This is a genomic window from Oryzibacillus soli, assembly GCF_051594765.1.
Classification (GTDB): domain Bacteria; phylum Bacillota; class Bacilli; order Paenibacillales; family NBRC-103111; genus Paenibacillus_AR.
Genome location: NZ_JBPPGJ010000002.1, coordinates 265,179 through 290,443 on the forward strand (window position 1 = coordinate 265,179; position 25,265 = coordinate 290,443).

Genomic DNA, 25,265 nt, shown 5'->3' on the forward strand with positions numbered 1-25,265 from the left:
CCGTCTCCCCGCCTCTGCCTTTATTTGATCTTATCCCGGAACTGCCCGGGGGTCATTCCCTCCATCTTGCGGAAGTAGCGGATAAAGTTGGCGGGATTGTTGTATTTCAGCTTCTCTGCAATGTCCGTAATCGTCAGATCCGTTTCCTTCAGCCACTTCTTCGCCACCTCCAGCCTGTATTGCGCCAGATAGTCCGCGAAGTTGATCCCCGTCTCCTGCCGGAACACCCGGCTGATGTATTGGGGATGGTAATTGATCCGGGCCGAGCACTTCTCCAGGGTCAGGTCCGTATCGAAGGCTTCTTCGATCAGCCGCTTCACCTCCTGCGAGATCGAGGAGAATTGGGCTTGTCTCCGTTCCTCCAAGAGGCGGATTCCCGGCTCCACGATATGCTCACCGAACCAGGCTTCAATCTCCCGTCCCGTATGCAGCTTGAGCAGCTCCTCGAACAAGGAGCCCTCTCCCACCTCCAGGGTATGGAGCGAGATGCCCGCATCCTGGAGTAGACGGACCAGCTCCATCAGCAGCCGGACCAGCGACAGCTGGTAATCGTTGTGGTCGTAATCCTGCTTCGACAGGGACTCCATCATAACGGTCAGCGCCGTCCGGGCCCGTTCCGTATCCAGATTGTTGATCGCCTCCAGCAGCTCATCACTCAGTTCCTTGGGGTAGACGATGTCCTTGCTCTGATGCGGCTGCACGTCTTCAATGAAGAGGACCGCCTCCTCGCCGAGACGCGCCCGGTACTTCAGCGCATTCTCCCCTTCTTCATAACCGCGGCCCGCCTCCGCCCAGTCGCTGAACGGACGGCTGATGCCGATGCTCGTCTGCAGCTCCAGATAACTCTTCACGGAGCTCTGGACCTTCACGGCCATTCCATAGACCGCTTCCTTAAAAGCCTCCTCCGATTGGGCCCGGGTTCCGATCAGCACCGCAACGGACTCCTGGATCACAATCGGCGGCAATCTTCCGCCCTCCGGCACCAGCTCCGCCGCGATGTTGCTCACCGCGAACAGCAGGAGATCCCGGTCCTTCTCGGAGAATCTGCCGGTCTCCAGACGGTCGATCTGCAGAAGCATGACCCGCATCTTTTCCCATTGCTCGGTATGGCCGAAGCCGTAATAGTGCAGTCTCTCGCGGATCTCCTTGCCCTTCACCTCGCCCAGCAGCAGCTTGCGCTCCAAGAGCTCCACCAGCTGCTTCTGCTGTCCCTCCAGCTCGAACCGGAGCTTGGTCTGATCGGACAGAATCCCCTCGATCCGGTCGGCGATAGCGACGAATTCGTCCTTGCGCTGCCCCGCATCCTTCTCATCCAGGAGCACCCGGGAAATCCGGCGCACCGGACTGTACATCCGTCTGGAGCCGATCAGGGAGACGACTACCGTAGCCGCCAACACGCCGATGCTGACGAGAATCGAGGTCCAGCCGATGGCCGTCGCCTCCCGGGTAATAGCCTGGGTCGGGACGACGGATACGTAGGTCCAGCCGTTGTAGGATGATTTGCGGAACGAGATGGATACCGCTTCCTTGCCTTCCTTGTCCTTCAAGACACCGGACAGATCCTGCCTGGCCCGGATGGTCTGAATATAAGAGGTGCCGGACAGGTCCGTCCCCAGCTTGGTATCGTCGGAATGGGCGATGACCCGGTTGCTGCCGTCGAGGATGAAGGTGGTCCCGCCCGGCAGCGGATCGCTGTCGATCAGCTGCTTCAGCTGGCTGGCGGAGACGACCACGCAGATCATGCCCCTCGGGTTGGCCGAATTGATGGGCCACTTCTTCACGCTCATGACGGCGTGCTCCAGCTCCACCATGCCCTCCGAGCCCGGCAGCTTGGCTCTTTCCGCAGCGGTCCAGAAGGAGCCCTGCAGATTCGATGCGTAGGAACGCAGCTTCTCCTTCAGTCCGGGCTGGCTGTATTCCTCCATCCCGCCGTTTGTGATCAGCCAGTCCTGCTGCAGGCTGAACAGGTAGACGTCCTTGATGCCAAGCTCATAGGTCTGGATCGAGGCCAGGATGTTGTACAGCTCTTGGATGACCGCCGTCTCCCCTGTGCCCAGCCGCAGCGGGATCGCCTTGGATACCGCCGGCACGCTGAGCACCTGGGAGGTGGAATAATCGATCATCTTCAGGGTCTGCTCCACCCGGAGCTGGCTCTGCCGCAGCACCTGGGCATTGCCCTCCTCCATCTGCTTCAGGACGGATTGGGAGGAGTAGTGGTAGGAATACCAGCCCAGGATCAACACCGGGAATGTACCCACCATTAAGGTGAGAATCACCAATTTGAGCAAATAGCTGGATCTTCGCATGTTCCACTACCCCCGGCACCGTTGTTGCTTTTATTCTACCATAACCCGTACCCCTCCGGCGGGCGGCCCTTGTCCGCTGCCGGTCGGGCAGCGTCCTGTCTTATTTCTTGCCTGCGGCGTTGTAAGCTTTGGTGTATTCGTCCATGATCTTGTCGCCGCCGTCTTGACGCCACTTGGCCACGGCTGCTTTCCAGCCGGCTTCGTCGATGGCGCCCATGATGAACTTCACGCGAGAGTCCTCGATCAGCTTATCCAGCTCGGAGCCCTTCTCGCTGTAGGTGTCGGAGATGAAGGCGTTCATCGGGTTGCCCACGGCGATCTTGGCGTTGGCGGCATACATTTCATTGCGGAGATGGACCAGCGGGCCGCCGAAGGTTTTCACCTTGTCACGCAAAACCGCCAGCTGGGTGGAGTCGCCCATGCCGTATTCCACCAGCATCTTGGAATCCGTGGTTTTCTTGTATTCGCCGTTCTCGATGGTGTATTGGCGGCCTTCCAAGCCGTTGATCAGCATGTTCTGCATGTCTTCGTCGGATACCTTATCGAAGAAGTTCAGGATGGACTTCAGTTCGCCTTCGGTCTTCACCGTAGTCTTTGGGATCATGAAGATGCCGTAGGAGCCGGAGCCGCCTGCGCTGCGCAGACCGGCAGGTCCCTGCAGAGCGTTCACCATGGTGACCGCAGCGGTCGGAATGACCTTCTTCACGGTCTCTTCCATGCCCTGGCCGTCATTCATGTTGGCAATCCATACGCCGGCGGTGCCCTTGTTGAACACCTGGCGGCCGTCCTTCACAACGGCGAAGTCCTGGTTGATGAGCTTCTCGTCGTACAGCTTCTTGTAGAATTTCATCGCTTCCAGATAAGCCGGGGACAGATGCGCCGGGCTGGCCTTGCCATCCTTGATCTCCCAATCCGCCGGACCGCCGAACCAGACCACCATGCTTCTCCAGCCTGCGGCAACCTGCTGCTCGACCATGCCCACGGTGTCCTTCTTGCCGTTCTTGTCTGGATCGTCATTGACGAAGGCCTTCAGCACATTGTAGAACTCGTCGATGGTTTTCGGAGCTTTCAGACCCAGGTTGTCGAGCCAGTCCTTGCGGAGCATGAGTCCGTCCTTGGCCAGATCGCGCTCCCGGTAGATGCCGTAGATTTTGCCGTCGATGGAGATGGCATCGAGGGCGATTTTGTTCATGCGGCTCAGGTTCGGATAATCCTTCAGGTAAGGTCCGACCTCCCAGAACATGCCGGAGCGGACCGAGTTCACGATATAAGGCAGCTTCTGGTTCAGCACGGTGATGACGCTGGGCATCTCGCCGGACGCCACGGTGGCGCTGAGCTTATCGGAGTAGGTGGAGGACGGAACCCAAGTGAGCTTCAGCTCCGTGTTGGTCTTCTCTTGAAGGCGCTTGTAAATTTCTCCGTCGGTGGACATGGCCTCCGGGTTGAAGCTGGGGAGCATGATGGACATCTTGTAAGGGCCCTTCGGAGCGGCCTGGGTGGCGGCTCCCGCCTTAGCCGAAGCGGCCGGAGATGCTGCCCCTTCATCCTTGGACCCGCCGCAGCCGGCCAGAGCACCTGCTGCCATCGCCATAACTCCCATCATCGCAACCGGCTTGCGCCATCCTTGTTGATTCGCTTTCTTCATCTTCGATGATCCTCCCTTTAACCCTCTGTAATTGTAGTATATCGGATTGGAGCCGGATCAGGCAGATCAGCCCTTCACAGACCCCAACAATACCCCTTTGGCGAAATGCTTCTGAAGAAACGGATAGACGATGAGAATCGGAATGGTGGATACCACGATGGCGGCCATCTTCACGGACTGCTCGGGCGGTGCCACATGGGTGGCGTCGAAGGAGGTCGTATCCCCCAGCCCTCCGCCTTCGGACAGAATGACGATCTGTCTCAGCAGCACTTGAATGGGCCACTTGGCCGAATCGTTGATGTAGAGCACGGCGTTGAAGAACGTGTTCCAATGGCCGACTGCGTAGAACAAGGAGAAGGTGGCGATGGCCGGCAGGGACAGCGGAATGACGATGCGGACCAGAATGCCGGGGTCGCTGGCTCCATCGATCTTGGCCGATTCCTCCAAGCCATCCGGAAGCTGCTGGAAGAAGCTCCGCATGACGATCAGATTGAAGGCGCTGATGGCGCCCGGAAGAAGCAAGGACCAATAAGTGTCGATCAAGCCCATCTGCTTCACCACCAGGAAGGTGGGAATCATCCCGCCGCTGAAGAGCATGGTGAAGATGACCAGGAACTGAATGGGGCGGCGGAAGTCCAGGTCCTTGCGGGCCAGCGGATATGCCATCAGACAGGTCATGATGATATTGATCAGCGTGCCGGCCACGGTGATGAAGATCGTAACCCCCATGCTGCGCATCAGCGTGCTGGTGGAGAAGATGAATTCATAGGCGGCAAGCGAGAACTCCGTCGGGAAGAGGATGAAGCCCTTGGACAGCAGCTCCTCCTGGGTGGCGAAGGAGCCTGCTACGATATAGACGAACGGGATGATGGTGACGAGAGCGAACAAGCCGAGTACGAGGACGTTGACGCTGTCGAATATTTTGTTGCCTAGCGATTTGTCTTGAACCATCGGGGGAAGCCTCCTTTCGCTTCTTGTATCAGATGATGCCTTCCTCGCCGAAGCGCTTGGACAGGTAGTTGGATACGGATACCAGCACGAGGCCGACGACGGACTTGAACAAGCCTACGGCCGTACTATAGCTGTACATCCCTTGGGAGATCCCTGTGGAGTATACGTAGGTGTCGAAGACTTCGCCGACATTCCGGTTCATGGAGTTCAGCATGAGGTAGATCTGCTCGAAGCCGGTGTCGAGGAAGTGTCCGAGCCGGAGGATCAGCAGGATGACGATGGTGGAGCGGATCGCAGGAAGCGTGATGTGCCACAGCTGGCGGAACCGGCTGGCTCCGTCCATCCGGGCCGCTTCATAGAGCTGGGTGTCTACGCCGGCCAAAGCCGCCAGGAAGATGATGGTGCCCCAGCCTGTCTCCTTCCACATGACCTCGGCGGTGATGAAGCCCCGGAACCAGCCCGGACTGAGCAGGAAGTTGATCTTATCTCCGCCCAAGGCATGAATGGCCTCATTAACGAGTCCCCCCTCCGTCGTGAAGAACAGGTACGCGATGGAGACGATGACGACCCAGGACATAAAGTGCGGGATGTAGACCAGCGTCTGGATGATCCGCTTGTACGCCTCCATCCGAAGCTCATTCAAGAGAAGCGCGACGATGATCGGCAGCGGGAAGAAGAAGACCAGGTTGTAGAAGGCCAGGATGAAGGTGTTCTTCAGCAGCATCCAGAACAAGGGGTCTCCGAAGAACCGGTTGAAGTGCTTCATCCCCACCCAGTCGCTCTTCATGAAGCCCAGGAACGGCTGATAATTCTTAAACGCCAGCAGCACTCCGTACATCGGAACGTACTTAAAGATCAGGAAGTAGAGGACTCCCGGCAGCAGCATCAGATAGAGCCAACGGTTGCGTACCATCCGCTTCAGCCTCTGCTTCCGGTGTACGGCGCCCAACGATGGCGCATGGACGGCAATGGAAGGTTGATCCATATGGTTTCTCCTTTTCTATGGTTTAGTCGGCGCCGCATTCTGTTACGGCAGCCCGGTCCGGCTTTACATCTGCATCTTAAGTTCGGGGGAGCGTTACCGTCCATAGTCATTCCGCTACGAGATGCGAACCCCAGAGCCCGCAAGGGTTTGCGCCGCTCCGGCATTCATTTCGCAACGTGGGATAGTCATTGTTTGACGGGTTTCATTCTCCTGCAATCTGGAAGCGGCGGAAGCATGTGATAGACGGGCGGGCATAACAAAAAGCCCCGGACAACCGGCTCATGAAGAGCCGGTCATCCGGGGCTTGGCTTCGCGGAGGATTATTCCGCGATATAGGAGCAGCAGTAATCGGTTACGGTCTGAACCTCCAGCTTGAAGCGCTGGCCGGCTGGCACGGTGAATTCGCCTGTGCCGTTGATGGTGATCCATTCGGAGTCGCCCGGGAGCAGCACCTTCAAGTCGCCGCCCAGAATCTCCATCACTTCCTTCACATCGGTGCCGAATTCGTACTCGCCCGGCATCATGATGCCCAAGGTCTTCTTGGTTCCGTCTGCGAACAGCACGGTGCGGCTGGTCACCTTCCCGTCGAAGTAGACGTTCGCTTTCTTCACCACGGTTACATTCTCAAACTGCGACATGTTCTCCTGCCCCCTATATACGATGGATGATGGTTCTGTGCGGATGGAATCTTATTTCAACAGCGCTTTAACCCGTGCGGCGACATTGTCTGCCGTAAAGCCGTATTCCTGCATGACCTTCGGTCCCGGTGCGGATGCGCCGAAGATGCTGATGCCCAGGATGGAGCCTTGATCGCCGACATAACGCTCCCAGCCGAGGGGATAGGCCATCTCGACGGCCAGGCGAGCCTTCACATCCGGCAGCAGCACGGAATCCTTGTACTCCTGCGGCTGCTTCTCGAACAGCTCCCAGCTCGGCATGCTGACGACGCGAACCTCGATGCCTTCTGCAGCCAGCTTCTTCTGAGCCTCTACAGCCAGGCTGACCTCGGAGCCCGTGGCCAGGATCTGGGCCTGCGGCTTGCCGTTCTTGGCATCGGAGACCACATAAGCGCCGCGGCGTACGTTCTCGCGGGCCAGCTCGCCGGTATTCTCCAGCACCGGCAGGTTCTGCCGGGTCAGCACCAGGGCGACCGGTCCTTCCTGGTTCTCTACGGCATAACGCCAGGCTTCCATGGTTTCGTTGGCGTCGGCCGGGCGGAGGACGGTCATGCCCGGAATGATCCGAAGGGCGGGCAATTGCTCGATCGGCTCGTGGGTCGGTCCGTCTTCGCCAACGGCGATGGAATCATGGGTCAGGACATAGACGGACGGCACCTTCATGAGGGCAGCCAGACGGACGGCCGGACGAAGATAGTCGGAGAAGACGAAGAAGGTGCCGCAGTAGGCCCGTACGCCGCCATGCAGCATCATGCCGTTGGTGGCAGCCGCCATGGCGAACTCCCGCACGCCGAAGTAGACGTTGCGGCCGGCATAATTCTTCGGCGTGAAGTTCTCGATGCCCTTCAGGTGGGTATTGGTCGAGGACTCCAGGTCTGCGGAGCCGCCGATCAGGGTCGGCAGATTCGGAGCGATGGCGTTCAGCGCAGCGCCCGAGCTGGCACGAGTTGCGGAGGCTTTCTCGGCGGAGGTGAAGACCGGGATGTCCTTGTCCCAGCCCTCCGGCAGCTCGCCGCGGACGGCCCGGCCGAACTGCTTCGCCAGTTCCGGGTATGCGGAGCCATACTGCTCCACCAGCTTGTTCCATGCGGCTTCCTTGGCTTGTCCGGCGGCTTTCACTTCGGCATAGAAGGCGGCCACTTCATTCGGCACGTAGAAGTCCGGCTCTTGCGGCCAGCCCAATGCTTCCTTCGTCAGCTTCGCTTCCTCAGTGCCCAGCGGGGAGCCGTGAGGGCCTACATGTCCGCCTTTGCCGCCCTTGTTGGGGCTGCCGAAGCCGATGGTAGTCTTCACTTCAATCAGAGTCGGGCGGGACTTGTCCGACTTGGCCAGCGCCAGCGCCGCCGAGATGGTGTTCAGATCGTTCTCGTCGTCAACCCGCAGGTACTGCCAGCCGTAGCTTTCGAAGCGGGCTTTCACGTTCTCGGAGAAGGAGAGGTTCAGCTCGCCGTCCAGGGAGATGTCGTTGGAATCGTACAGCACGACCAGCTTGCCCAGCTTCAGGTGGGCCGCCAGGGACGCCGCCTCGCTGGAGATGCCCTCCATCAGGTCGCCGTCGCCGCAGATGGCGTATGTATAATGATCGACAATGTCGTAGCCTTCTTTATTATAGGTCGCTCCCAGATGCGCTTCGGCCATGGCCATACCTACGGCCATCGCAACGCCTTGACCCAGAGGTCCGGTCGTCGCGTCAACGCCAGCGGTGTGTCCGAATTCCGGATGACCCGGCGTCTTGCTGCCCCATTGGCGGAACTCCTTCAGATCCTCGACGGTCAGACCGTAGCCAAACAGATGCAGCAGGCTGTACAGCAGCATGGAGCCGTGACCGGCGGACAGCACGAAGCGGTCCCGGTTGAACCACTCGGGATTGGCCGGGTTATGGTTCATGTGCTTGGACCACAGCACGTGGGCCATGGGAGCGGCGCCCATCGGCATGCCCGGGTGGCCGGACTTGGATTTCTCAATCGCGTCAACGGCCAGCATCCGGATCGTGTTGACGGCCAATTGTTCGACATTTTGACTTTTTGCTGTCATGAGAATGGAATCCTCCTTAGGTTGGTTTACCCATTAAACGAAGAGCTCGGGTTTTCATTCCTTACATTTTATCATTCCGTCCTCCGAAACGCTACCGCCCCGCTTCCAAAACTTCCGACCGGCTGTTAAAAAAATCCACGATTTTTGACAAATAGGAGAGGATCTTGGTATGTTTGATCGAAAGTATCTATGTTCAGGTTCTTTTCATTTATTACACCGGATTCGGTTCCATTTTGGGAGTGTCGCAGAGAAATGGGAGCAAAGGAGTTAACCCCGTCCCCGGTATGGTATCGGAGGACATTAAACGTTCATTGGCTGCTCGTCGTCGGTATTCTGCTGGTGGAATCTGCTCGGCTGCAGTTCCTGCCGGAAGAGTTTTCCCTATCCGGGCAATACCGCTATTACTTGATCCAGCAAGGGTCTCTGCTGGCCGCCGCCCTCGTCCTGACCGAGCTGATCAGCCTCTTCCAGAGGCTTCGTACAGATTATACGCTGATCACCGGATGCCACGCGGTTATGATGATTCTGATCGTCATCCATCGGGACGTCATCCTGATCCCTGTGCTGGTTCTCGTTCCGCTGCTGCTGGGGACCCTAACCTATAAGAAGAGCCGCATCGCCTTTTCCTTCTGCCTGTCGGGTCCGTCCTACCTGGCCCTGCTGTTCCTGCCGGGCATGGCCATCGCGGAGCATGGCGCCAGCCTCGCCACCTTCAGCGGGTTCTTCCTTACCCTGGTCTGCATGGCGTACCGGTTCGTCGCCCGCGGCGAAGAGATTCTCCGTCATCTGGAGAATACTCACTCCGCCCACCAAGAGCTTCTCGTCAAGAACATCATCATGGATAAGCTCTTCAAGCTGGACGCGCTAACCGAGCTGTACAACCACAAGACGTTCCACGAATATCTGGAGAAGCTCATCGAGCAGAGCGAGCGGAACGGTCTTCCGCTACAGCTGGCGATTCTGGACTTGGACAATTTCAAGAAGGTCAACGATACCTACGGACACCATGTGGGGGATATCGTGCTGATGCGAACCGCAACGGTGCTGCGGCAGGCCGTGACGCCCAATGATTTTGTCGCCCGGTACGGCGGAGAGGAATTCGCCATTATCTTCACGGAGAAGACGATTGGCGAGAGCTACGGGGTGCTGGAGCGGATCCGTGCGGAGATGGAGCGTCTGCCCCATGAGGAGCTGGGCTTCCGGGCCGTAACCTGCAGCATCGGTCTGGAGGAGTACCAGCGGGGAACAGGCAAGGATTTCTTGTTCAAAAATGCGGACGCCTCCTTATATGCAGCCAAGAAGAGAGGCAAGAACCAGATCTCCTCTACAGGGATGTCCGCCATCAAGGAGTCGGTTCCCGTCTAGCTGCGGGAATGAAGGCCTTGGATGTACGTAATAGAAGCCCTCTCTGGGGATGGATGCTCGACGCATCCATTACTCCAGGGAGGGCTTCTTATTATTGTCGAACCGTTAATTAAAGACGACGGTCTTGTTCTCGTGCACCAGAATCCGGTCCTCCACGTGCCAGGAGACAGCGCGGGCCAGCACGATCCGCTCGATGTGGCGGCCGATCCGCTTCAGATCATTGACATTGTCCCGGTGGCTTACCCGCTGAACGTCCTGCTCGATGATCGGGCCTCCGTCCAGTTCCTCGGTCACGTAGTGGGCCGTGGCGCCGATAATCTTCACCCCGCGCTGGTATGCCTGGGCATAGGGCTTGCCGCCGACGAAGGCCGGCAGGAAGGAGTGATGGATATTGATGATCTTGTTCGGATAATGCTCGATGAACTTCGGCGAGATGATCTGCATGTAGCGGGCCAGCACGATGCAATCGACCCGGCCGTCCGCCACCAGCTTCAGCTGGGTTTCCTCCGCCTGCTGCTTCGAGTCCGCCGTCACCGGCACATGATGGAACGGAATGCCGAGGGATTCCACGATGTCCTTCATATCCGGATGGTTGCTGATGACCATGGCGATGTCCGCGTTCAGGTCGCCGGCCTGCCACTGCCATAAAAGCTCCAGGAGGCAATGGTCCTCCTTGGAGACGAAGATGGCCAGCCGCTTCTTGCGGCTCTCCTGGGAGATGCTCCAGTTCATGTGGAACTTGGCCGCCACCACCTCGGCGAAATCCATCTCCAGCGTATCGAGGCGCCGCTCCAGCTCGGAGAGGTCGAACTCGATGCGGATGAAGAACATGCCGCCCTCCGGATCCATGGTATATTGGTCCGACTGGACGATGTTCGCCCCATGCTCATGCAGGAAACGGGATACCGCCGCCACGATGCCGGGCTGGTCGGGACAAGAAATCAGCATGCAGGCCCGGTCCTTCTTACCTTCGGACCAGCTGCGCCCTGCTTGGGAAACCATACGATTCATACCTCTATTTGCCTCCATTCAGATGAACCAAGGACAAACGCCTCACGGGGTCCTGATGACGCCGTGCGTTTACCCGGAAGTCGAACTTCACGTATTAACGGTAACTTATCCAAAGATTATTCCGGCCCTTAAGCCGTAATCAGCGCTTCCGCTCCCGACAGCCAGGCTGTCAGGCGGTGGTTGACCTGTTCCTCGGTCAATTCCGGGAACAGCGCCTCCTCGGCGATCATGTCGTACAAGCGCTCCATAGGCTCGCGCTTGTCGGCCTTCTTCGCCTTGGGATCGTTCTTCAAGAGATCCCAGATGCTGACGACGAAGTCCCGGTGGTGGACGTCGCTCTTCTTGAAGAAGTGGTCCAGTCGCTCCACATGGTCCACGAACTCGGCACCGAAGCGCTCCGCCGCATCTCCGCGGAGCAGCGCGATCTCGGCCTCGTACATCGGACGCTCGGAGCCGTCCGTCTTGCCGATCCACGGGGTCTCCAGGATCAGCGGGAGATGCTTGATTTTCTCATGGTGCACGATGTTGTGCATGGCCTTGAAGCCGATGAGTCCGCCGCCGACGGGAGCATGACGGTCCTTGCCCGCGCCGCGGTGGTTCTTGCTGTCGTTCAGATGCACGACGGCCAGACGGTTCAGGCCGATCAGACGGTCGAACTCCTCCAACACCCCGTCCAGGTCGTTCACGATGTCATACCCGGCATCATGAACGTGGCAGGTGTCGAGACAGACGGTCAGGCGGTCATTGTCCTCCACCTTCTCGATGATCCGCGCCAGCTCCTCGAAGGTCCGGCCCAGCTCGGTGCCCTTGCCCGCCATGGTCTCAAGCGCAATGTTCACCTCGGTGTCGGAGGTGCCCTTCAACACCTCGTTCAGCCCCTCGGAGATCCGGGCCAGCCCGTATTCCGCGTCCTTCTCGGTGTAAGCGCCGGGATGCAGCACGATGTTCTTGACGCCCAGGTACTGGGTCCGTCGGATCTCCTCCTGCAGGAAGCGGACCGCCAGCTCGAAGGTGTCTTCCTTATAAGAGCCCAGGTTGATGATGTAGGGAGCATGCACGATGATCTCGCCGATGCCGTGCTTGTCCATCAGCGCCTTGCCTTCTTCGATGTATTGGTTCTCGATCGGCTTTCTCCGCGTGTTCTGAGGAGCGCCGGTATAGATCATGAAGGTGCTGGAGCCGTACGTTACCGCTTCTTCGGCGGCATTCAACAAACCTTTGTCGGAAAACGAAACGTGGGAACCGATCTTCAACATATGTGGAATTCCGCCTTTCTGGTATGGGGTACAGTCTGACCTATTGTACCACATGTTCGGGTTTCTCGAAAACCGGACGGTTATCCGCTATAATAAGAGAGAATTCACAATTTCGCCGCAAAGGCATACATGGGGAGTTGTGCGGTATGTTCATGTATTTTCTCGTCTTTTGGGGATTTGTCCTGCTCGTCTTCATGAGCATCGGCGGCTTCTTCATGTTCCGCAAATTTATGAAGGTGCTGCCCCAGGGCGACGACGGCAAGTCCAAGCTGGACCGGCAGAACCATTATATCGAAGCCTCCCGCCACCTGTGGACCGAGGACGCCAAGGAATTCCTGGACCTTCTGGTTTCCCCCGTCCCCTCCGCATTCCGGGACATTGCCCGGCACAGCATCGCCGCCCGGATCGGGGAGCTGGGACTGGAGAAGGGCGTGTCCGAGATCACCCGGGAAATCTGTCTCGAGGGCTATATTCTCGCGACGCCGCGGCGCGACTACAAGAGTCTCATCTCCCACCTGGATAAGAACGGGATCGATTACCGTCCGTTCCAGCATCTGTTGGCCAAGTGACAGCCCGCCCGGCATGACGGCGGCACAGCCTTGCTCCCCTCTTGATGAAAGGGAGCGCAGCTGTGCCGCTTTTTGTTCTTCCTTACGACCCTTCGGACCCGCTGCTCTTAGAGCAGCCCCCTGCGCTTCATTACCGTCAGAATCCGGTAGAAGTCGTAAGAGCCGCCGTTCGGCGTATTGACCAAGCCCGACGCCACAGCGGCGTTCACCGCATCCCGGGCCCAATCCGGCGGTGCCGGTCGGACGGCCTCATCCTCCAGCGCATCCACCCGTCCGTCCAGGCTGCCGGCATCCGCTTCCAGGCGAGACAGCCGGGCCTCGATCTCCTGCCCGAGCCGTACCGCTTCCGCATCATAGCGGAGCAGACCCCGGCTCTGGATGACCGCCCACAGCTTCTCGCCGTAGGACGGGTCCCCGTCCACCTCCGTCGGCGCATCCGTGGCATAACCGGATGCATAGAGGGCCAGGCATTGGGCATACGGGGTGGCTGCCGCCCGGACTGGCGCGTACAGCGCCTTTTGAAGGAACTGCTCATGATCCCGCACGCTGTCCTCGAGGGTCCGGTAATAGCGCCATTGAACGGCCACGTCCTCGTACACCTGTCCATCCAACACCTCCCGGGTGGTCCGGTCCACGAACCTGCCATCCCAATAGGCATTCGGTGTGCCTGTCCCGACCTTGATGCCGAAGAGATTATTCCAAGGCGGCACGGCGCCGCCTGTTTCCAGAATCGCTTGGGCCAGCCGAACCGAAGGAAAAATCTTCGAGCCTCCCACCCGGAGCTCGATGGCGACGGCCGCAACCCGTTCGATCATTTCCGCCTGCGTGATGGCCAACCGGTTCCCCTCCCGTTCTCATGCACCGTATCTCCCGCAGACGGCAGGAGCTCCCGCTCCGCCGCAAGCGCGGCAAGAACGGGAGCTCCACCGTCCTCCCTTCAGCATATGCGCCTGGGCTCCGATGCGGAACCCAGGCGCATATAGGAGGGGGATCGTCCGGCTAATGGCCGGGACGCCGGCTCTTCACCGGCAAGCCGACTCATCATACCGTCAAGCGGTTGACGGTCATGACGGCAGCGCCGACGGCAATGGCCGACTCGCCAAGCTCGCCCCGGGCGAACTCGACTTCATAGGCCGAAGGATAATAGTAGGTTCTCCGCAGCGCTTCGGGCACCGCCGTCTCGAAGAAGACCGGATGGGCCTCCGCCACGGGGCCGCCCAGCACCACCTTCTCGGGATGCAGCACGTTCAGCAGGTTGGCCAGGCCGATGCCGAAGAAGCGGCCCGCCTCCTTCATGACGGCCAGCGCCGTCTCCTGCTCATCAGCCAATCCCGCCAGCAGGCCGGCGAAGCCGTTCCCCCCACCGGCCCTGCTCCACTCCCGCTCCAGCGCATGGATGGAGACGTAGGATTCCAGAGCTCCGCGGTTGCCTCCCGGCTCCCGGTGCGGGACGCCCTCCGCCTCGATGACCATCTGCCCCACGGCTCCCTCCATGTCCACCGCACCGTACACCAAGGCGCCGTTGGTCATCATGGCGGAGCGCAGACCAGCGCCCAGATGCAGATACAAGAGGTGCTTCCGCTTGACCGGGTCCGCCCGGTATTCGCCGGTCAAGGCGGTGTTGGCGCCGTTGTCCAACAGCACCGGAATCCCTAACGCCTGGGACAGCCGCTCCGTCACCTGCACATTCTCCCAGCCGGAGCTGGGGAAATACAGCGGGTTGTGGATGATCCCCGCCTCCGGGTCCAGCGGCCCGACGGCGCCGACGCCCATGCCCAGCACCCGCTCCTTCGGGATTCCCCGCGTCTCCAGCATATAAGCGGCGGAAGCGATGACCTCCCGCAGCAGGTTGTCCGGCGTATAGCTCTCCGACATGCGCCAGACCGTGGAGCCGATGACGTTCATGTGCAGATCCGCCAGCACCAGCATGGATCGGGTCCGCGATATTTCCAGACCGAACGCATAGGCATACTGGGGATTGGTGCGATAAAGAATCGGCCTTCGACCGCCCGTAGACTCGCCGAAGCCCACCTCTTCCAGGAGCCCCTTGCCGGTCAGCTCCTCCAGGATCCGGGTCAAGGTGCTCGGCGTCAGCCCGCTCCGCTCCAGCAGCAGCAGCTTGTCCACCGTTCCCTCTTGCCGGACCAGCTCATAGATATCCTTCGATTTCCGGGTGCTAATCCGGTCTTCGATCCGGTACAACATTCCTACTCCCCCTACCCGGGACTCTAAGCCCGGCTCGGCTGCGCAGCGCTTATCCGTAGATCGCCATCCCCACCAGGCCCGCCAAGAGAATCAGGCGGACGGGGTGCACGCGGTACCGGATCAGCGCCGTCAGCGACACGGCAAATATACCCAGCGGAATCAGCGCGGCCGCCTGCATCGGCAAGGAATAGCTCCCTCCCGTTGCGAAACGGACTGCGCCGTATAGAATCAATCCCGCCACCACCGGGCGAAGGCCATAGAAGGCTGCCTGGACATGGCGGTAATGATGCATCTTCATAAAAAAAGCCGCAACGACCAGAATGACCAGCAGCGACGGCAGCGTCATGCCGGCGGCGGAGGCCAACGCTCCGGGGAACCCGGCCACCCGGTAGCCTACGAAGATGGCGCTGTTGGTGCCGATCGGACCCGGCGACATGCCTGCTACTGCTATCATATCCGTAAATTCCGTATTCGTCATCCAAGAATTCCGTTCCACGTGATGCTGGATCACCGGAATCATGGCATAGCCGCCTCCGAAGGATACGAGCCCGATCATCCAGAAGGTCTGAAACAACTCCCACAAAACCATGCCGGCACCCCCTCGCTAGATTCCATCTCCGATGTAATAATCGTCACAGCTGTAGCTCTCTTGCGATAAGGGCCGGCGAAGCACGTCCCGTCCGAACCAGCGGAGCTGGACGGAGGCCAGCGTGATGCCCGCTACGATGCCGGCGGCAATGGCGTAAGCCGGATTCACTCCGGTCAGGAGCAGGAACCCCAGCGCGCATACGGCCAGCATCAGGGTCGCCGCATCCTTGACGGACGTTCGCCAGATCCGGTAGCCGGCATAGGCGATCAGAGCCGCCACCGCCGGTCGGATGCCCAGGAATGCCGCCTGGATCTTCTCCTGGTCCTTCACGAACAGGTAGGAGACGCACAGCGTGAGCACGATCAGGAAGGTCGGCAGCAGCATGCCCGTTAAGGCGGCCAGCGCTCCGCAGACGCCGGCGACCCGGTAGCCTACGAAGGTGGAGGCATTGACTCCCACCGCCCCCGGAGTGGATTGGGCGATGGCGAGAATATCCGCCACGTCCTCCTCCTGGAGCCATCGGCGGCGCTCTACCGCTTCCTTGTGGAAGACGGGGATCATGGCGTATCCCCCGCCGAAGGTGATGGGCCCGATCTTGAAGAACGACCAGAAGATCTGCCCGAGCAGTTTCCACGGTATACGCCCCTTCTTTCCCATCCTCATCTCCCCTTCCATAGATCGCGGTTTTGCCCTGCAAAGACTATTATACTCGACTTTTTACCATTTTGGAATAAACTTTTCGCACAAAAAAACGACATCGCCCTAAAAACGATGCCGTTCCTTCCTTACTGGATCCGCCCGCAGGCCACCCGGCCTCCGGAGTTTCCCGCCGGATCCGTCTTGTAGTCGTCCGGTCCCGCATGGATGATGAGCGAGGTCCCGCTCGGCTTCAACAGCGAGCCCGGCTTGCCCTCCTCCAGCGTCACGTACTTGGCCACCATGTCCGCCGTTACCGTTCCGTCCGTGCTGACGGACAGATTGGGCAGGTCTCCGCTGTGGGGACCCTTGGGATTCTCGAAGCCATGCTTCTTGTTCGTCGGGTTGTAGTGCCCCCCCGCCGATTTGAAGTCCGGGCCTTCGCACAGGCCCGTCTCATGGATATGGAAGCCGTGCTTGCCCGGCACCAGATTGGAGGCTTCCACATGAATGTGGACTCCCTTGGACATCTGGGTCAGCTCGGCCTTGCCGATCTTCTCTCCATTCGGTCCCGCCAGCTCGACGATCCGCTTGGCTCCCACCGCCGCACTCGCATTCACTGCATCTTCCTTCGCCTGGCAGGCGGTGCCCGTCAGCACCAGAACGGCCGCCGCAGCCGCCGTCCATACTTGCTTCCTCATGATCCTTCCTCCTGTTGGTTAAGCTGACTCTTCCATACTAACCAACAGTTTGTTCCCGAAGCCTCCGATTTAAACCCGATTCCGTCAAAATTCTCCCGTCAGCATCGGAGCCCCGACGGCCGCCTTCCAGGAGCCGCTCTCCGTATCCAGCCGGAGTGCGATCTGGAGCGCCGTATCATCCCGTCCGGAGGCTTTCTCCGGAAGCAGTCCACTGGCGAAGGTCAGGTTGACGAGGCCCCGGTCCCGGTAGACCCCGTTGGACCGGGCCTCCAGCAACCGGCTGGCCGCCGACGTGACTGCCGTCTCCGCTGCCTGCCCGCTGACGGCTTCTCCGGCCGGACGGTTCAGGCTCCCGGTGACCTTGGTGCTCCAGCGGCCGCCGGCGGATGCCTTCTCCAATGCGGCATCGAGCCGATCGCGAAGCGTAAGCACGGATTCCCGGGAATCCTTCGTCCCCTCCAGCACCAGCAGCGTTGAGATGCGATCCGTATTCGGCTCCCGGATCAAGGTCAGCGTACCGGATGCCTCTTCCAACCGGTACGCCTCCTGCAGCTCCGGTGCCCGAGTCTCCAGCTTCACCATTGCGGTGGAAGAAGCGATCTCGCGGACCAGCCCTACGGCTGCCTGTCCCCGGATCTCCCCATAATGCTGCAGGGTAAACCTATAATCGTCCGACAGGATACCGGAGGCATAGTCCAGAACCGTCCCGGCTTGGGACTCGGCCGTCGGGACTCCGGCGGTCCGCGCTTCTGTGGCATCCGCACGTCCTGCCCAGATTCCGCCGAACGCCACCGCTACCGCCAGCACCATCCATCCCCATCCTGTCTTCCGTCTCATCCCCCAACACCCCTTTACCGTTCCTATGAATCTAGTAACAGGGTAGACGGATTCTAGAAGGTTTATACATGCGCGGTTCAGGCAGCGCGATTTTCTTTTTTCCTCCTGTACAGCAGCAGGAAGAACAGCACGGGCAGCGCCACCTCGCACAGGAGGGCGAATACCGGCCAGCTCCGGTTCATGCTATAGAGCTGAACGGAATTCTGGAAGAACCAGAAGGAGGAGACGAAGCACCAGACCCCTAATGGCAGCATGAACTCCCGGATCGACAAGGCCGGCAGAACCCGCTTCAAGCCGTGGCATAGGGCATACAAGAGCAGGCCGACCTTCGTAATCATCATCGGCAGATAGATCAGGATGTACGGCAGATCGAAGCGGTCCAGGAAGTCCGTCACCCGGACGATCCGCACGATCTCATACAAGGGAAACAGTATCTTGCCCGACAGATTGGCGCCTAAGGTCAAGAGCAGATAGAAGTTGACGAGGAGCAGCAGCCCAGTCCCGATGGCCAGTCCCAGCAGACCTTCACGGAAGCGCAGTGGACCCGCCCCGAACAGAAAGGGCAACAGCATGATCTCGCCGATATAAGCCACCGCGTACCAGCTGCCCGCGAAAGGCGGACCGAGCCCCCGGTTGAACAGCGGGAGCAGGTTCCGGGGCTCAAACTCGGTGTACAGGAGCACGGCAAGGAACAGCAGGAAGAGAATGAAGAGCGGGACCCAGATCTCCATCATCCGAGCGATGACCTGTATGCCGCCCCGGGTCGTCAACACGATGCTGATGACGATCAGGAGGCTGATCATCACCAAGGGAGTGGCGGGCAGCAGGGCAATACTGACGAACTCCGTCAGCACCCGGATGTCCCGGACCAGGAGGATGAAGATGAACAACAGAACCACCACGGCGGCCGCTCTCCCGAGCATGGGGTGTCGCCCCACGAGAATGGCGAAGAGATCCTGGCCCGGGTGGCTGGCCAGAACCTTGGATGCCAGCCACAGGGGGACCAGGATGCAGCCCATGCCGATAAGGTATGACAACCAGGCGTCCATTCGCGCCGCGCCGATAATCTGATTGGGCAGGCTGACCAGATTGGCCTCCAACACCAAGGCGATGCCCAGGATGACCACCTGGCGTTTGGATACGGAATCCATGGACCTTCACTCCTCTTTACTTGTACCTGTCGAATCTGACGAAAGCGGTAGAATCGGCAACGTTATTTTAGGGGACGGGGACGAACGGCGACAGCGCCTGGCTCAGCCAATCGACTGGACGGGGAATCTCGATGGTCAGCCGAAGGTAGACCCACAAGGCCCCGCTGCCCAGAAGCAGGAGGATGGACATCCAATGGGTCAGCCGGTTCGTTTTTTTCAATGCCGGTCTCTGCAACAGGTATAGGACCAGCAAGAATAAGAATGTCACGCTCAAGATCATGATCATTGGACCAGATTCTCCCTCTTCCGCGCGGCGGGCTCCAGCAGATTGCCGGAGTGCTCGATCTGGAGCTCCACATGGACGCTGACCTTCACTTGGGGATACAGCTCCCGCCACCGTTCCTTCAGCCGCTTCCACTCTCCCGGCTTCTCCCGGAAGATCGTATCCCCGAAGCCGCAGGCATCGGAGCCGTACTCCTGCAGCTGCTTCACGCCCTTCTCTACCTCGCTCCTTACCTTATCGGAGGCAAGCCCGCGGACGGTCACCAGATTATCCGAGCTGGATTTAAAGGTTGAGGTATTCTCGAAGATATTCCCGACAGCCCGGATGCGGACCTCCATCGACACCTCATCCCCTTGGACGGAGGGCTTCAGGTCCACCTGATTTTCCGAGAATTGAACCGTAATGTTGCCCTCCCCCTTGGGAACAGCAACCGTCACCGACGGACGCTTCGCCTGGTTCATGGCCCAGAGGACCCCCTTGGCGGCCTCCCCCTTCATCAGTCCCGTCAGCTTGTCCCCTTGGAACACGGCGATCCCCTCTTGGGTGATGGTCGTCTTGGGCTGGCCCTTCTCGCCAACCCGGTTCTTCTCTGAGATGTAATAGGGGACTGCCAGATCCAGCCCGTCCGACAGCAGGGTGTCCACTACGTTGCGAAGGGTTCGAGGCGACTTCATGGCATTCACCGTCAGCTCGCGGAGCATCTCCGACGGCAGCTTCTCCATGACGGCGTCGGCATTCAACAGGTCGATGGCCTCTCCCTTAGCGAAGACCACGAAGGCGGACATCCGGTTCTGCGCGGTCCGGACCGTCACGTCGAGAACCGGTGCGATCCCGCTCTTGGCCAGCTCCTCCCCGATGACCAGCACCCGCCGATGGGCAAAATACAGCTGCCGCGACAACGACCGCTGCAATTGACCGTTCGCGTCCCGCACGGTTTCCCCCGTGGCGGAATCCACATAGGAGGCCTTGGAGCCGCTGGTGCCGCCGCCCCCTCCTCCGGGCCCCCCCAGCTGGCCGGGCAGAGGAAATTGGACCGCCGCCCGGTACTTCCCGCCTACCTTGTCCATGGCGGTTCCAGTCACGATGGCGACATCATTGATTTCCCTCCGGTCCCAGCAGCCCGTCAAGAGGACGGCTCCAACGGCTCCTGCGCCTAGAAGCTTAACAGTCCGATGTAGGTTCTTCATGGCGTTGACCCTCCCGGCTGCTTCTTGCTTCCCAGGGGAGCGGGGTTCAAGCGTCTGCGGCTGAGCCTCGAATAGGTGGAGGGCCGGAAGACCATGGCCCACCAGGGCGCACGGACCATAATGTCCTTCTGTTCCTTCTTCTTATAGGGCGCGATGCCGCTTAGATAGGGAACGCCGAAGGATTCCAGCGTGCAGAGATGAACCATGATCCACACGAGGCTCACCACGATGCCGAACAGTCCGAAGACCCCCGCCAGAATCATGATAGGGAAGCGGAGCAGCCGGATGGTGATGGCCATGTTGAACCGGGGGATCGTGAAGGAGGCGATGCCCGTCAGCGAGACGATGATGACCATCGGCGCCGAGACGATCCCGGCCTGAACCGCCGATTGCCCGATGACCAAGGCGCCCAGGATGCTGACGGCTTGGCCCACCGTCTTGGGCAGCCGAATGCCCGCCTCCCGCAAGGCTTCGAACGCGATCTCCATCATTAGCGCCTCCACCAAGGCGGGGAAGGGAATGGACTCCCGAGCCGCCGCAATGGACAGCAGAAGCGTGGTGGGCAGCATGTCCTGGTGGTATGTCGTGACGGCCACATAGAGCGCCGGCAGGAACAAGGCTACCCCGATGAAGAACATCCGGAGCCACCGCACCAGATTGCCGACAAAATAACGCTCGTAATAATCCTCGCTGGCCTGCATGAACTGCCAAAAGGTAACAGGGCCGATGAGCACGAACGGCGTGCCGTCCACGAAGATGGCGAAGCGCCCCTCCAAGAGAGCCGCCGCCGCCGTGTCCGGGCGCTCGGTATACTGCAGCTGGGGAAACGGTGACAACGGCTGGTCCTCGATCATCTCCTCGATGTAGCCCGACTCCAGGATGGCGTCGATCTGGATGGCCTTCAGCCGTCTCTCCGCTTCTTCGATGATCTTGGGCTCCGCCACTCCTTCGATGTAGCTGAGCGCCACAGCGGTCTGGCTTCTTTCTCCAATGGTCATGCTCTTCATCTTCAGATCCTGGGTCTTGAGCTTAAACCGGAGCAGGCTCGTGTTGGTGCGCAGATTCTCGTTGAAGCCTTCCTTCGGTCCGCGGACCACGGATTCGGTCTGGGGCTCCTCCACCCCCCGCCGGGTTCCGCCTCTGGCATTGATCACGATGGCCTTCGGCTGCCCCTGGACGAAGAAGACTGCGTTCCCGGCCAGCACCGCGTCCGCTGCAGCCCGGTAGGTCGTGCAGTCGGACATCTTGGGCGGCAGCAGGATCTGGCTCTTCAGCGTGTCGGTGGCCGAGGTCTGATGGGGAAAATGGAACAGCGGCAGCAGCAGATGATCGCTGATCTCCTCCGTCTTCACCATGCCGTCGATGTAGACGATGAAGCCCTTGACCCCGCCGGACACCTGAAGCTCCCGGAACATGACGTCGGAGCAATCCTTGAAGGCGTTCTTCATCGTTTGCAGACTGATATGGTAATCCGTCTCCAGCTGGACCGGAACGGCAGCTCCCGCTGCTCCCTGTTGGCCGCCTTGGGCTTGGGCATTAGGCGCAGGCTGATTCTTATTCATGGCCGTCTGCTTCTGCTGCGGCTTCTTCTCCCCGGAGCTCCCTTTCCCCTCTTGGGCCGGCTGCTTCCGGTCTTCGGCGAATTCCGTATCGGGCCGCCGTTTCTTCTTTTTCAGCTTCCGTCTTAATGTAAAAGGCCTCACGCCGATCCCCTCAATCCTTGCCGAATCAGTTCCATACCAGCTTAGGATTACCTCCGCATGCACATTTATCCGGGAAACCGAAAAAGCCTCCAGCACCGATTCGTTCGGCACTGAAGGCTTTTAATTCCGGAATAGTCATTTCTTCGTGATGCGGGCGAGAGGACTCGAACCTCCACGGGCGTAAGCCCACTACCCCCTCAAGATAGCGTGTCTGCCATTCCACCACGACCGCATACTGGCAATAAGAAGTGAGCCATGTAGGACTCGAACCTACGACACCCTGATTAAAAGTCAGGTGCTCTACCGACTGAGCTAATGGCTCGCAAGGAGAATGATAGTGACCCGTAGGGGATTCGAACCCCTGTTACCTCCGTGAAAGGGAGGTGTCTTAACCCCTTGACCAACGGGCCGTATAATGTCGAAAATCGCCGCACTTTGAAGCGACAAGGGTTATTATATAAGATCGATCATAGAATGACAAGCTCTTTTTCATCTGATATGCTAGGGAAATCATGAGGTAAATTCAGGAGGCGGATTCCTCTCCATGCTCGTCTATCACAGCGGCGACGGGTCGATCACCCAGACCGCCACACGCAAGCCCGCGGACCAGGAAGTGGCCTGGATCCGGCTGAAGCAGCCCACCCCGTCGGAGGTCAAGGAGGTGCTGGAGGGCGTCTTCGGCTGCCATCCCCTCCTCGTGGAGGATGCCGTCAAGCTGAACCAGCGGCCCAAGCTGGACCGGTACCGGACCCATATCTTCCTTACCCTATTCGCCGTGGAGAGTAAGGATCTGAAGCTGCAGGAGATCGGGATCGTGTTGGGGCCTAACTACGTTATCACCATCTCCCAGGATGAGATCCCCATCTTTCATGAGCTCGAGGACGAATTCCAGCGCAAGGGCGATATGATGGATCACTCCGGCGAGATCCTCTATCACATTGTCGACCGCTGCGTGGATGAATACAGCAGGGTTGTCGAGTTTTACGAGGATCAGGTCGAACGGATCGAGCGGCTGGTGTACCGGAACCCTTATATCCGGGTCGCGCCTGATATTTTCCGCTATAAGAGGCGCCTGCACCATCTCCGGAAGGTCTTCCTCGATGAGAAGACGATGCTGGGGGCCATGTCCCATCAGCAGCTTCCCTACATCAGCCAAGATAAGGACGTCTACTTCATCGACGTATACGATCATATTTCCCGGGTAATCGACTCCATCGACATGTTCAGAGAGTCCCTGTCCGGCCTCCTGGAGCTTCAGATGGCCATGAAATCCGACAGAATGAACGAAATCATGAAGACGCTGACGCTCATCAGCTCCTTATTCCTGCCCCTCACCTTCATTGTCGGTCTCTATGGGATGAACTTCCGCCGAATTCCGGAGCTCGATTGGAGCTTCGGCTACGGGTATGTCTGGCTGCTCATGATCGCGGTTTCCGGCGGCATGTTCTGGTTCTTCAAGCGCAAGAAATGGATGTAGACAACCGGCATCATGACAAAAAACCGCATCCCCGGGTTCCCGGCGGATGCGGCTGTCATATACGTGGTATGGCGGAGAGAGAGGGATTCGAACCCTCGCGGCTGTTACACCCTAACGCTTTAGCAAAGCGCCCCCTTCGGCCTCTTGGGTATCTCTCCTTGGCCAAGTATCCCTATTTTATCTTTCCGTTCCCGTCAAGTCAAGGGCCGGTGGAATGGAGCTCAGCTCCAGCTTGCCACGGCATTGGCCGCAGGCGTACTTCCGCGGATCCGTTTTGCGCTTGCGCAGATACTCCATCCGGCAGCTGGTGCAGGTCAGCCTATACTTGTAGGCCTCTCTCCTCCTGCCCTCGGGAAGAGGCTTGCAATACCGGGCCCCTCCGACCAAGCGGAGAAGCTTCTTGAAGTCCGCGTCCATATGGCGGTAGCCTCCCTTGGCCAGATGAAGATGGTAGTGGCACAGCTCATGCTTGATGATCTTCTCCATCTCCTCGTGCCCATGGGCCTCGTAATGCTTTCGGCTGATCTCGATGTTGTGGGACTTGGTGAAGTACCTTCCTCCCGTCGACCTTAGCCGCCCGTTGAATACCGCTTGATGCCGGAAGGGAATCTGGAAGAACTCCAGTGAGACCCGTTCGACCCAAGCTTGTAGTTCCTTGTCATTCATGAGCGTCCCCCTATCCTTCCATATGCTGTCCGATACCGGACCTCATGATGGAAGCCTCGAATTCGGCAGAGCCAACTCGAGGGCCTTTCCTCGAAATGTCTTCCTAATCCCCATCTTGAATTTAAAGCCTCCAGCATATAAACTGTCAAGTAAGAAAATCTGATTGCGGTTATTTTCTCGGACGGCATCCTGCGTTCGGAACACCGCTGCCAACAGAGAAACGAGGGGAAACTTGTGGAGAAACAACGTTATGGAGTACTGAAGCTGGGGGAGCGTCTGGAGTTTGTGGAGATGCCCGAATCCCATATGTACCAGCTGACCGCCTTAAACCGGCGGCTGCACAAGGAGATCGGCAAGCTCACCGCCGCCAACACGCCGGAGCTGCCGCACCTGATTGCCGAATGCGAGTCTCTGGAGCTGGTAGATCCGGCTTATCCGCTGCTGAACGGATTGGAGTATATCAACCAGTTGGAGCAAGCCTTCGCAGCGATCGAGGAATCGTCCTATCCCTTGATTTCCCTGCTGACGGAGATCCGTGCGCTCCAGGCTCAGCTGGAGCAATGGTACGAAGAGGCTCAGGAGAGCGTGTAAGCCTCGGCGATTCAGCTTTTCCTCCCCGTTTTTCACGTGGACCTGCACCGAACGGGCATCTGCCCCATATGGTAAAAGTACACCATTACCTTTTCACGGGGAAGGAGCTGACAGCATGCCGCAATGGCTGTGCAACCAATTGATGCGGGCGTTTCACAACAAGAACCGCAGGCAGATCCGGATGCTTAACGATTGCTGGTTCTTCTACCGCAATAAGTCAGACCGTGGATTTATGGAAGGAAGGAAACAACAGAAGCCATGAACACCCCCAACTAAAAGAGCAGCTCCAACGCTTCCGCGTGAGCTGCTCTTGCTTTTATCAGGTTCGCGCCGTGGGCGGGGTGGCATACCAGCCACCACATACTGACTCACACGGCTGTCGGGCCTCCTTGGCCTTTCCAATCCGGTGTAACGGTTGCTAGAAACGCTATTGACCCGAT

General features: G+C 59.1%; 24 protein-coding genes and 4 tRNA genes. 5 read left to right on the top strand and 23 right to left on the bottom strand.

Going from position 1 to position 25,265, the window contains the following annotated elements:
* Positions 1-20: 20 nt before the first annotated feature.
* The 6 genes from ACSEXW_RS03120 to tkt all read right to left on the bottom strand — a co-directional run bounded on the left by ACSEXW_RS03120 (position 21) and on the right by tkt (position 8,598).
* Positions 21-2,306 carry a helix-turn-helix domain-containing protein gene (locus ACSEXW_RS03120; RefSeq protein ID WP_438444637.1) on the bottom strand — a complete coding sequence of 762 codons (2,286 nt, stop codon included), beginning with the start codon at positions 2,304-2,306 and terminating at the stop codon, positions 21-23.
* A gap of 100 nt (positions 2,307-2,406) precedes the next feature.
* Positions 2,407-3,951 carry an extracellular solute-binding protein gene (locus ACSEXW_RS03125; RefSeq protein ID WP_438444638.1) on the bottom strand — a complete coding sequence of 515 codons (1,545 nt, stop codon included), beginning with the start codon at positions 3,949-3,951 and terminating at the stop codon, positions 2,407-2,409.
* A 66-nt stretch (positions 3,952-4,017) separates the two neighbouring features.
* Positions 4,018-4,902 (bottom strand): carbohydrate ABC transporter permease, encoded by an 885-nt coding sequence (locus ACSEXW_RS03130; RefSeq protein ID WP_438444639.1) that lies wholly within the window; start codon positions 4,900-4,902, stop codon positions 4,018-4,020.
* A 28-nt stretch (positions 4,903-4,930) separates the two neighbouring features.
* Complete coding sequence (locus ACSEXW_RS03135) at positions 4,931-5,887, bottom strand: ABC transporter permease (protein ID WP_438444640.1); 957 nt, start codon at positions 5,885-5,887, stop codon at positions 4,931-4,933.
* A 320-nt stretch (positions 5,888-6,207) separates the two neighbouring features.
* Entirely contained in the window at positions 6,208-6,525 is a 318-nt protein-coding gene (gene ppnP, locus ACSEXW_RS03140) for a pyrimidine/purine nucleoside phosphorylase (protein ID WP_438444641.1), read from the bottom strand.
* 51 nt (positions 6,526-6,576) lie between these two features.
* Positions 6,577-8,598 carry a transketolase gene (tkt, locus tag ACSEXW_RS03145; RefSeq protein WP_438444642.1) on the bottom strand — a complete coding sequence of 674 codons (2,022 nt, stop codon included), beginning with the start codon at positions 8,596-8,598 and terminating at the stop codon, positions 6,577-6,579.
* 252 nt (positions 8,599-8,850) lie between these two features.
* Here tkt and ACSEXW_RS03150 point away from each other — a divergent pair, with 252 nt between their 5' ends.
* Positions 8,851-9,963: a GGDEF domain-containing protein gene (locus ACSEXW_RS03150; protein WP_438444643.1), complete on the top strand. Its 1,113-nt coding sequence runs from the start codon at positions 8,851-8,853 to the stop codon at positions 9,961-9,963.
* 105 nt (positions 9,964-10,068) lie between these two features.
* Here the strand turns inward: ACSEXW_RS03150 and purU are convergent, their stop codons facing one another.
* A complete protein-coding gene (gene purU / locus ACSEXW_RS03155; protein WP_438444644.1) occupies positions 10,069-10,974 on the bottom strand; it encodes a formyltetrahydrofolate deformylase in 906 nt (301 codons plus the stop codon).
* 128 nt (positions 10,975-11,102) lie between these two features.
* Positions 11,103-12,230 (bottom strand): deoxyribonuclease IV, encoded by a 1,128-nt coding sequence (locus ACSEXW_RS03160; protein WP_438444645.1) that lies wholly within the window; start codon positions 12,228-12,230, stop codon positions 11,103-11,105.
* Between the two features lie 146 nt (positions 12,231-12,376).
* Between ACSEXW_RS03160 and ACSEXW_RS03165 the strand changes: the two genes are divergently transcribed.
* Positions 12,377-12,799 carry a DUF2621 family protein gene (locus ACSEXW_RS03165; RefSeq protein ID WP_438444646.1) on the top strand — a complete coding sequence of 141 codons (423 nt, stop codon included), beginning with the start codon at positions 12,377-12,379 and terminating at the stop codon, positions 12,797-12,799.
* Between the two features lie 107 nt (positions 12,800-12,906).
* Here ACSEXW_RS03165 and ACSEXW_RS03170 read toward each other — a convergent pair whose 3' ends face one another.
* The 13 genes from ACSEXW_RS03170 to ACSEXW_RS03230 form a co-directional block, all read right to left on the bottom strand.
* On the bottom strand, positions 12,907-13,635 hold the full coding sequence (locus ACSEXW_RS03170) for a glycoside hydrolase family 73 protein (protein ID WP_438444647.1): 729 nt from the start codon (positions 13,633-13,635) through the stop codon (positions 12,907-12,909).
* A 205-nt stretch (positions 13,636-13,840) separates the two neighbouring features.
* Positions 13,841-15,004, bottom strand: a complete 1,164-nt coding sequence (locus ACSEXW_RS03175) for an ROK family protein (RefSeq protein ID WP_438444648.1) — start codon at positions 15,002-15,004, stop codon at positions 13,841-13,843.
* Positions 15,005-15,053: 49 nt separating this feature from the next.
* The gene (locus ACSEXW_RS03180; RefSeq protein WP_438444649.1) at positions 15,054-15,593 is read right to left on the bottom strand and encodes a chromate transporter; all 540 of its coding nucleotides are present in this window, start codon (positions 15,591-15,593) and stop codon (positions 15,054-15,056) included.
* A 15-nt stretch (positions 15,594-15,608) separates the two neighbouring features.
* The gene (locus tag ACSEXW_RS03185; RefSeq protein WP_438444650.1) at positions 15,609-16,250 is read right to left on the bottom strand and encodes a chromate transporter; all 642 of its coding nucleotides are present in this window, start codon (positions 16,248-16,250) and stop codon (positions 15,609-15,611) included.
* Between the two features lie 128 nt (positions 16,251-16,378).
* Positions 16,379-16,930: a superoxide dismutase family protein gene (locus tag ACSEXW_RS03190; RefSeq protein WP_438444651.1), complete on the bottom strand. Its 552-nt coding sequence runs from the start codon at positions 16,928-16,930 to the stop codon at positions 16,379-16,381.
* An 84-nt stretch (positions 16,931-17,014) separates the two neighbouring features.
* A complete protein-coding gene (locus ACSEXW_RS03195) occupies positions 17,015-17,767 on the bottom strand; it encodes a hypothetical protein (protein ID WP_438444652.1) in 753 nt (250 codons plus the stop codon).
* A gap of 77 nt (positions 17,768-17,844) precedes the next feature.
* Positions 17,845-18,918, bottom strand: coding sequence for a GerAB/ArcD/ProY family transporter (locus tag ACSEXW_RS03200; RefSeq protein WP_438444653.1), 1,074 nt, complete (start codon positions 18,916-18,918; stop codon positions 17,845-17,847).
* 67 nt (positions 18,919-18,985) lie between these two features.
* The gene (locus ACSEXW_RS03205; RefSeq protein WP_438444654.1) at positions 18,986-19,204 is read right to left on the bottom strand and encodes a hypothetical protein; all 219 of its coding nucleotides are present in this window, start codon (positions 19,202-19,204) and stop codon (positions 18,986-18,988) included.
* On the bottom strand, positions 19,201-20,388 hold the full coding sequence (locus ACSEXW_RS03210; RefSeq protein ID WP_438444655.1) for a Ger(x)C family spore germination protein: 1,188 nt from the start codon (positions 20,386-20,388) through the stop codon (positions 19,201-19,203). Before ACSEXW_RS03210 ends, ACSEXW_RS03205 begins: the two co-directional genes overlap by 4 nt.
* The gene (locus tag ACSEXW_RS03215; RefSeq protein ID WP_438444837.1) at positions 20,385-21,950 is read right to left on the bottom strand and encodes a spore germination protein; all 1,566 of its coding nucleotides are present in this window, start codon (positions 21,948-21,950) and stop codon (positions 20,385-20,387) included. Before ACSEXW_RS03215 ends, ACSEXW_RS03210 begins: the two co-directional genes overlap by 4 nt.
* 290 nt (positions 21,951-22,240) lie before the next feature.
* A tRNA-Leu gene (locus tag ACSEXW_RS03220) sits at positions 22,241-22,323 on the bottom strand.
* A 17-nt stretch (positions 22,324-22,340) separates the two neighbouring features.
* Positions 22,341-22,413: transfer RNA gene (locus tag ACSEXW_RS03225), tRNA-Lys, on the bottom strand.
* Between the two features lie 16 nt (positions 22,414-22,429).
* Positions 22,430-22,501 (bottom strand) — tRNA-Glu (locus tag ACSEXW_RS03230).
* A 134-nt stretch (positions 22,502-22,635) separates the two neighbouring features.
* On the opposite strand from ACSEXW_RS03230, the gene corA reads away from it, so the two are divergent.
* Positions 22,636-23,568: a magnesium/cobalt transporter CorA gene (gene corA, locus ACSEXW_RS03235; RefSeq protein ID WP_438444656.1), complete on the top strand. Its 933-nt coding sequence runs from the start codon at positions 22,636-22,638 to the stop codon at positions 23,566-23,568.
* Positions 23,569-23,637: 69 nt separating this feature from the next.
* On the opposite strand, the gene ACSEXW_RS03240 is transcribed toward corA, so the two are convergent.
* A tRNA-Ser gene (locus ACSEXW_RS03240) sits at positions 23,638-23,726 on the bottom strand.
* A gap of 19 nt (positions 23,727-23,745) precedes the next feature.
* Positions 23,746-24,234, bottom strand: a complete 489-nt coding sequence (locus ACSEXW_RS03245) for a SprT family protein (protein ID WP_438444657.1) — start codon at positions 24,232-24,234, stop codon at positions 23,746-23,748.
* Between the two features lie 234 nt (positions 24,235-24,468).
* Here ACSEXW_RS03245 and ACSEXW_RS03250 point away from each other — a divergent pair, with 234 nt between their 5' ends.
* Together ACSEXW_RS03250 and cmpA are read left to right on the top strand one after the other, a co-directional pair.
* Complete coding sequence (locus tag ACSEXW_RS03250; protein WP_438444658.1) at positions 24,469-24,825, top strand: hydrolase/acyltransferase; 357 nt, start codon at positions 24,469-24,471, stop codon at positions 24,823-24,825.
* 115 nt (positions 24,826-24,940) lie between these two features.
* Positions 24,941-25,087, top strand: a complete 147-nt coding sequence (gene cmpA / locus ACSEXW_RS03255; protein WP_438444659.1) for a cortex morphogenetic protein CmpA — start codon at positions 24,941-24,943, stop codon at positions 25,085-25,087.
* The last annotated feature ends 178 nt before the right edge of the window (positions 25,088-25,265 follow it).

Excerpts from the sequence above, each read along its gene's own strand:
- ACSEXW_RS03195 (WP_438444652.1), bottom strand. The coding sequence starts at position 17,767 with ATGAGACGGAAGACAGGATGGGGATGGATGGTGCTGGCGGTAGCGGTG.
- ACSEXW_RS03160 (WP_438444645.1), bottom strand. The coding sequence starts at position 12,230 with ATGTTGAAGATCGGTTCCCACGTTTCGTTTTCCGACAAAGGTTTGTTG.
- ACSEXW_RS03215 (WP_438444837.1), bottom strand. The coding sequence starts at position 21,950 with ATGAATAAGAATCAGCCTGCGCCTAATGCCCAAGCCCAAGGCGGCCAA.
- corA (WP_438444656.1), top strand. The coding sequence starts at position 22,636 with ATGCTCGTCTATCACAGCGGCGACGGGTCGATCACCCAGACCGCCACA.
- ACSEXW_RS03190 (WP_438444651.1), bottom strand. The coding sequence starts at position 16,930 with ATGAGGAAGCAAGTATGGACGGCGGCTGCGGCGGCCGTTCTGGTGCTG.
- ACSEXW_RS03210 (WP_438444655.1), bottom strand. The coding sequence starts at position 20,388 with ATGAAGAACCTACATCGGACTGTTAAGCTTCTAGGCGCAGGAGCCGTT.
- tkt (WP_438444642.1), bottom strand. The coding sequence starts at position 8,598 with ATGACAGCAAAAAGTCAAAATGTCGAACAATTGGCCGTCAACACGATC.
- ppnP (WP_438444641.1), bottom strand. The coding sequence starts at position 6,525 with ATGTCGCAGTTTGAGAATGTAACCGTGGTGAAGAAAGCGAACGTCTAC.
- cmpA (WP_438444659.1), top strand. The coding sequence starts at position 24,941 with ATGCCGCAATGGCTGTGCAACCAATTGATGCGGGCGTTTCACAACAAG.
- ACSEXW_RS03205 (WP_438444654.1), bottom strand. The coding sequence starts at position 19,204 with ATGATCATGATCTTGAGCGTGACATTCTTATTCTTGCTGGTCCTATAC.
- ACSEXW_RS03185 (WP_438444650.1), bottom strand. The coding sequence starts at position 16,250 with ATGGGAAAGAAGGGGCGTATACCGTGGAAACTGCTCGGGCAGATCTTC.
- ACSEXW_RS03125 (WP_438444638.1), bottom strand. The coding sequence starts at position 3,951 with ATGAAGAAAGCGAATCAACAAGGATGGCGCAAGCCGGTTGCGATGATG.
- ACSEXW_RS03165 (WP_438444646.1), top strand. The coding sequence starts at position 12,377 with ATGTTCATGTATTTTCTCGTCTTTTGGGGATTTGTCCTGCTCGTCTTC.
- ACSEXW_RS03200 (WP_438444653.1), bottom strand. The coding sequence starts at position 18,918 with ATGGATTCCGTATCCAAACGCCAGGTGGTCATCCTGGGCATCGCCTTG.
- ACSEXW_RS03150 (WP_438444643.1), top strand. The coding sequence starts at position 8,851 with ATGGGAGCAAAGGAGTTAACCCCGTCCCCGGTATGGTATCGGAGGACA.
- ACSEXW_RS03180 (WP_438444649.1), bottom strand. The coding sequence starts at position 15,593 with ATGGTTTTGTGGGAGTTGTTTCAGACCTTCTGGATGATCGGGCTCGTA.
- ACSEXW_RS03245 (WP_438444657.1), bottom strand. The coding sequence starts at position 24,234 with ATGAATGACAAGGAACTACAAGCTTGGGTCGAACGGGTCTCACTGGAG.
- purU (WP_438444644.1), bottom strand. The coding sequence starts at position 10,974 with ATGAATCGTATGGTTTCCCAAGCAGGGCGCAGCTGGTCCGAAGGTAAG.
- ACSEXW_RS03130 (WP_438444639.1), bottom strand. The coding sequence starts at position 4,902 with ATGGTTCAAGACAAATCGCTAGGCAACAAAATATTCGACAGCGTCAAC.
- ACSEXW_RS03135 (WP_438444640.1), bottom strand. The coding sequence starts at position 5,887 with ATGGATCAACCTTCCATTGCCGTCCATGCGCCATCGTTGGGCGCCGTA.
- ACSEXW_RS03120 (WP_438444637.1), bottom strand. The coding sequence starts at position 2,306 with ATGCGAAGATCCAGCTATTTGCTCAAATTGGTGATTCTCACCTTAATG.
- ACSEXW_RS03175 (WP_438444648.1), bottom strand. The coding sequence starts at position 15,004 with ATGTTGTACCGGATCGAAGACCGGATTAGCACCCGGAAATCGAAGGAT.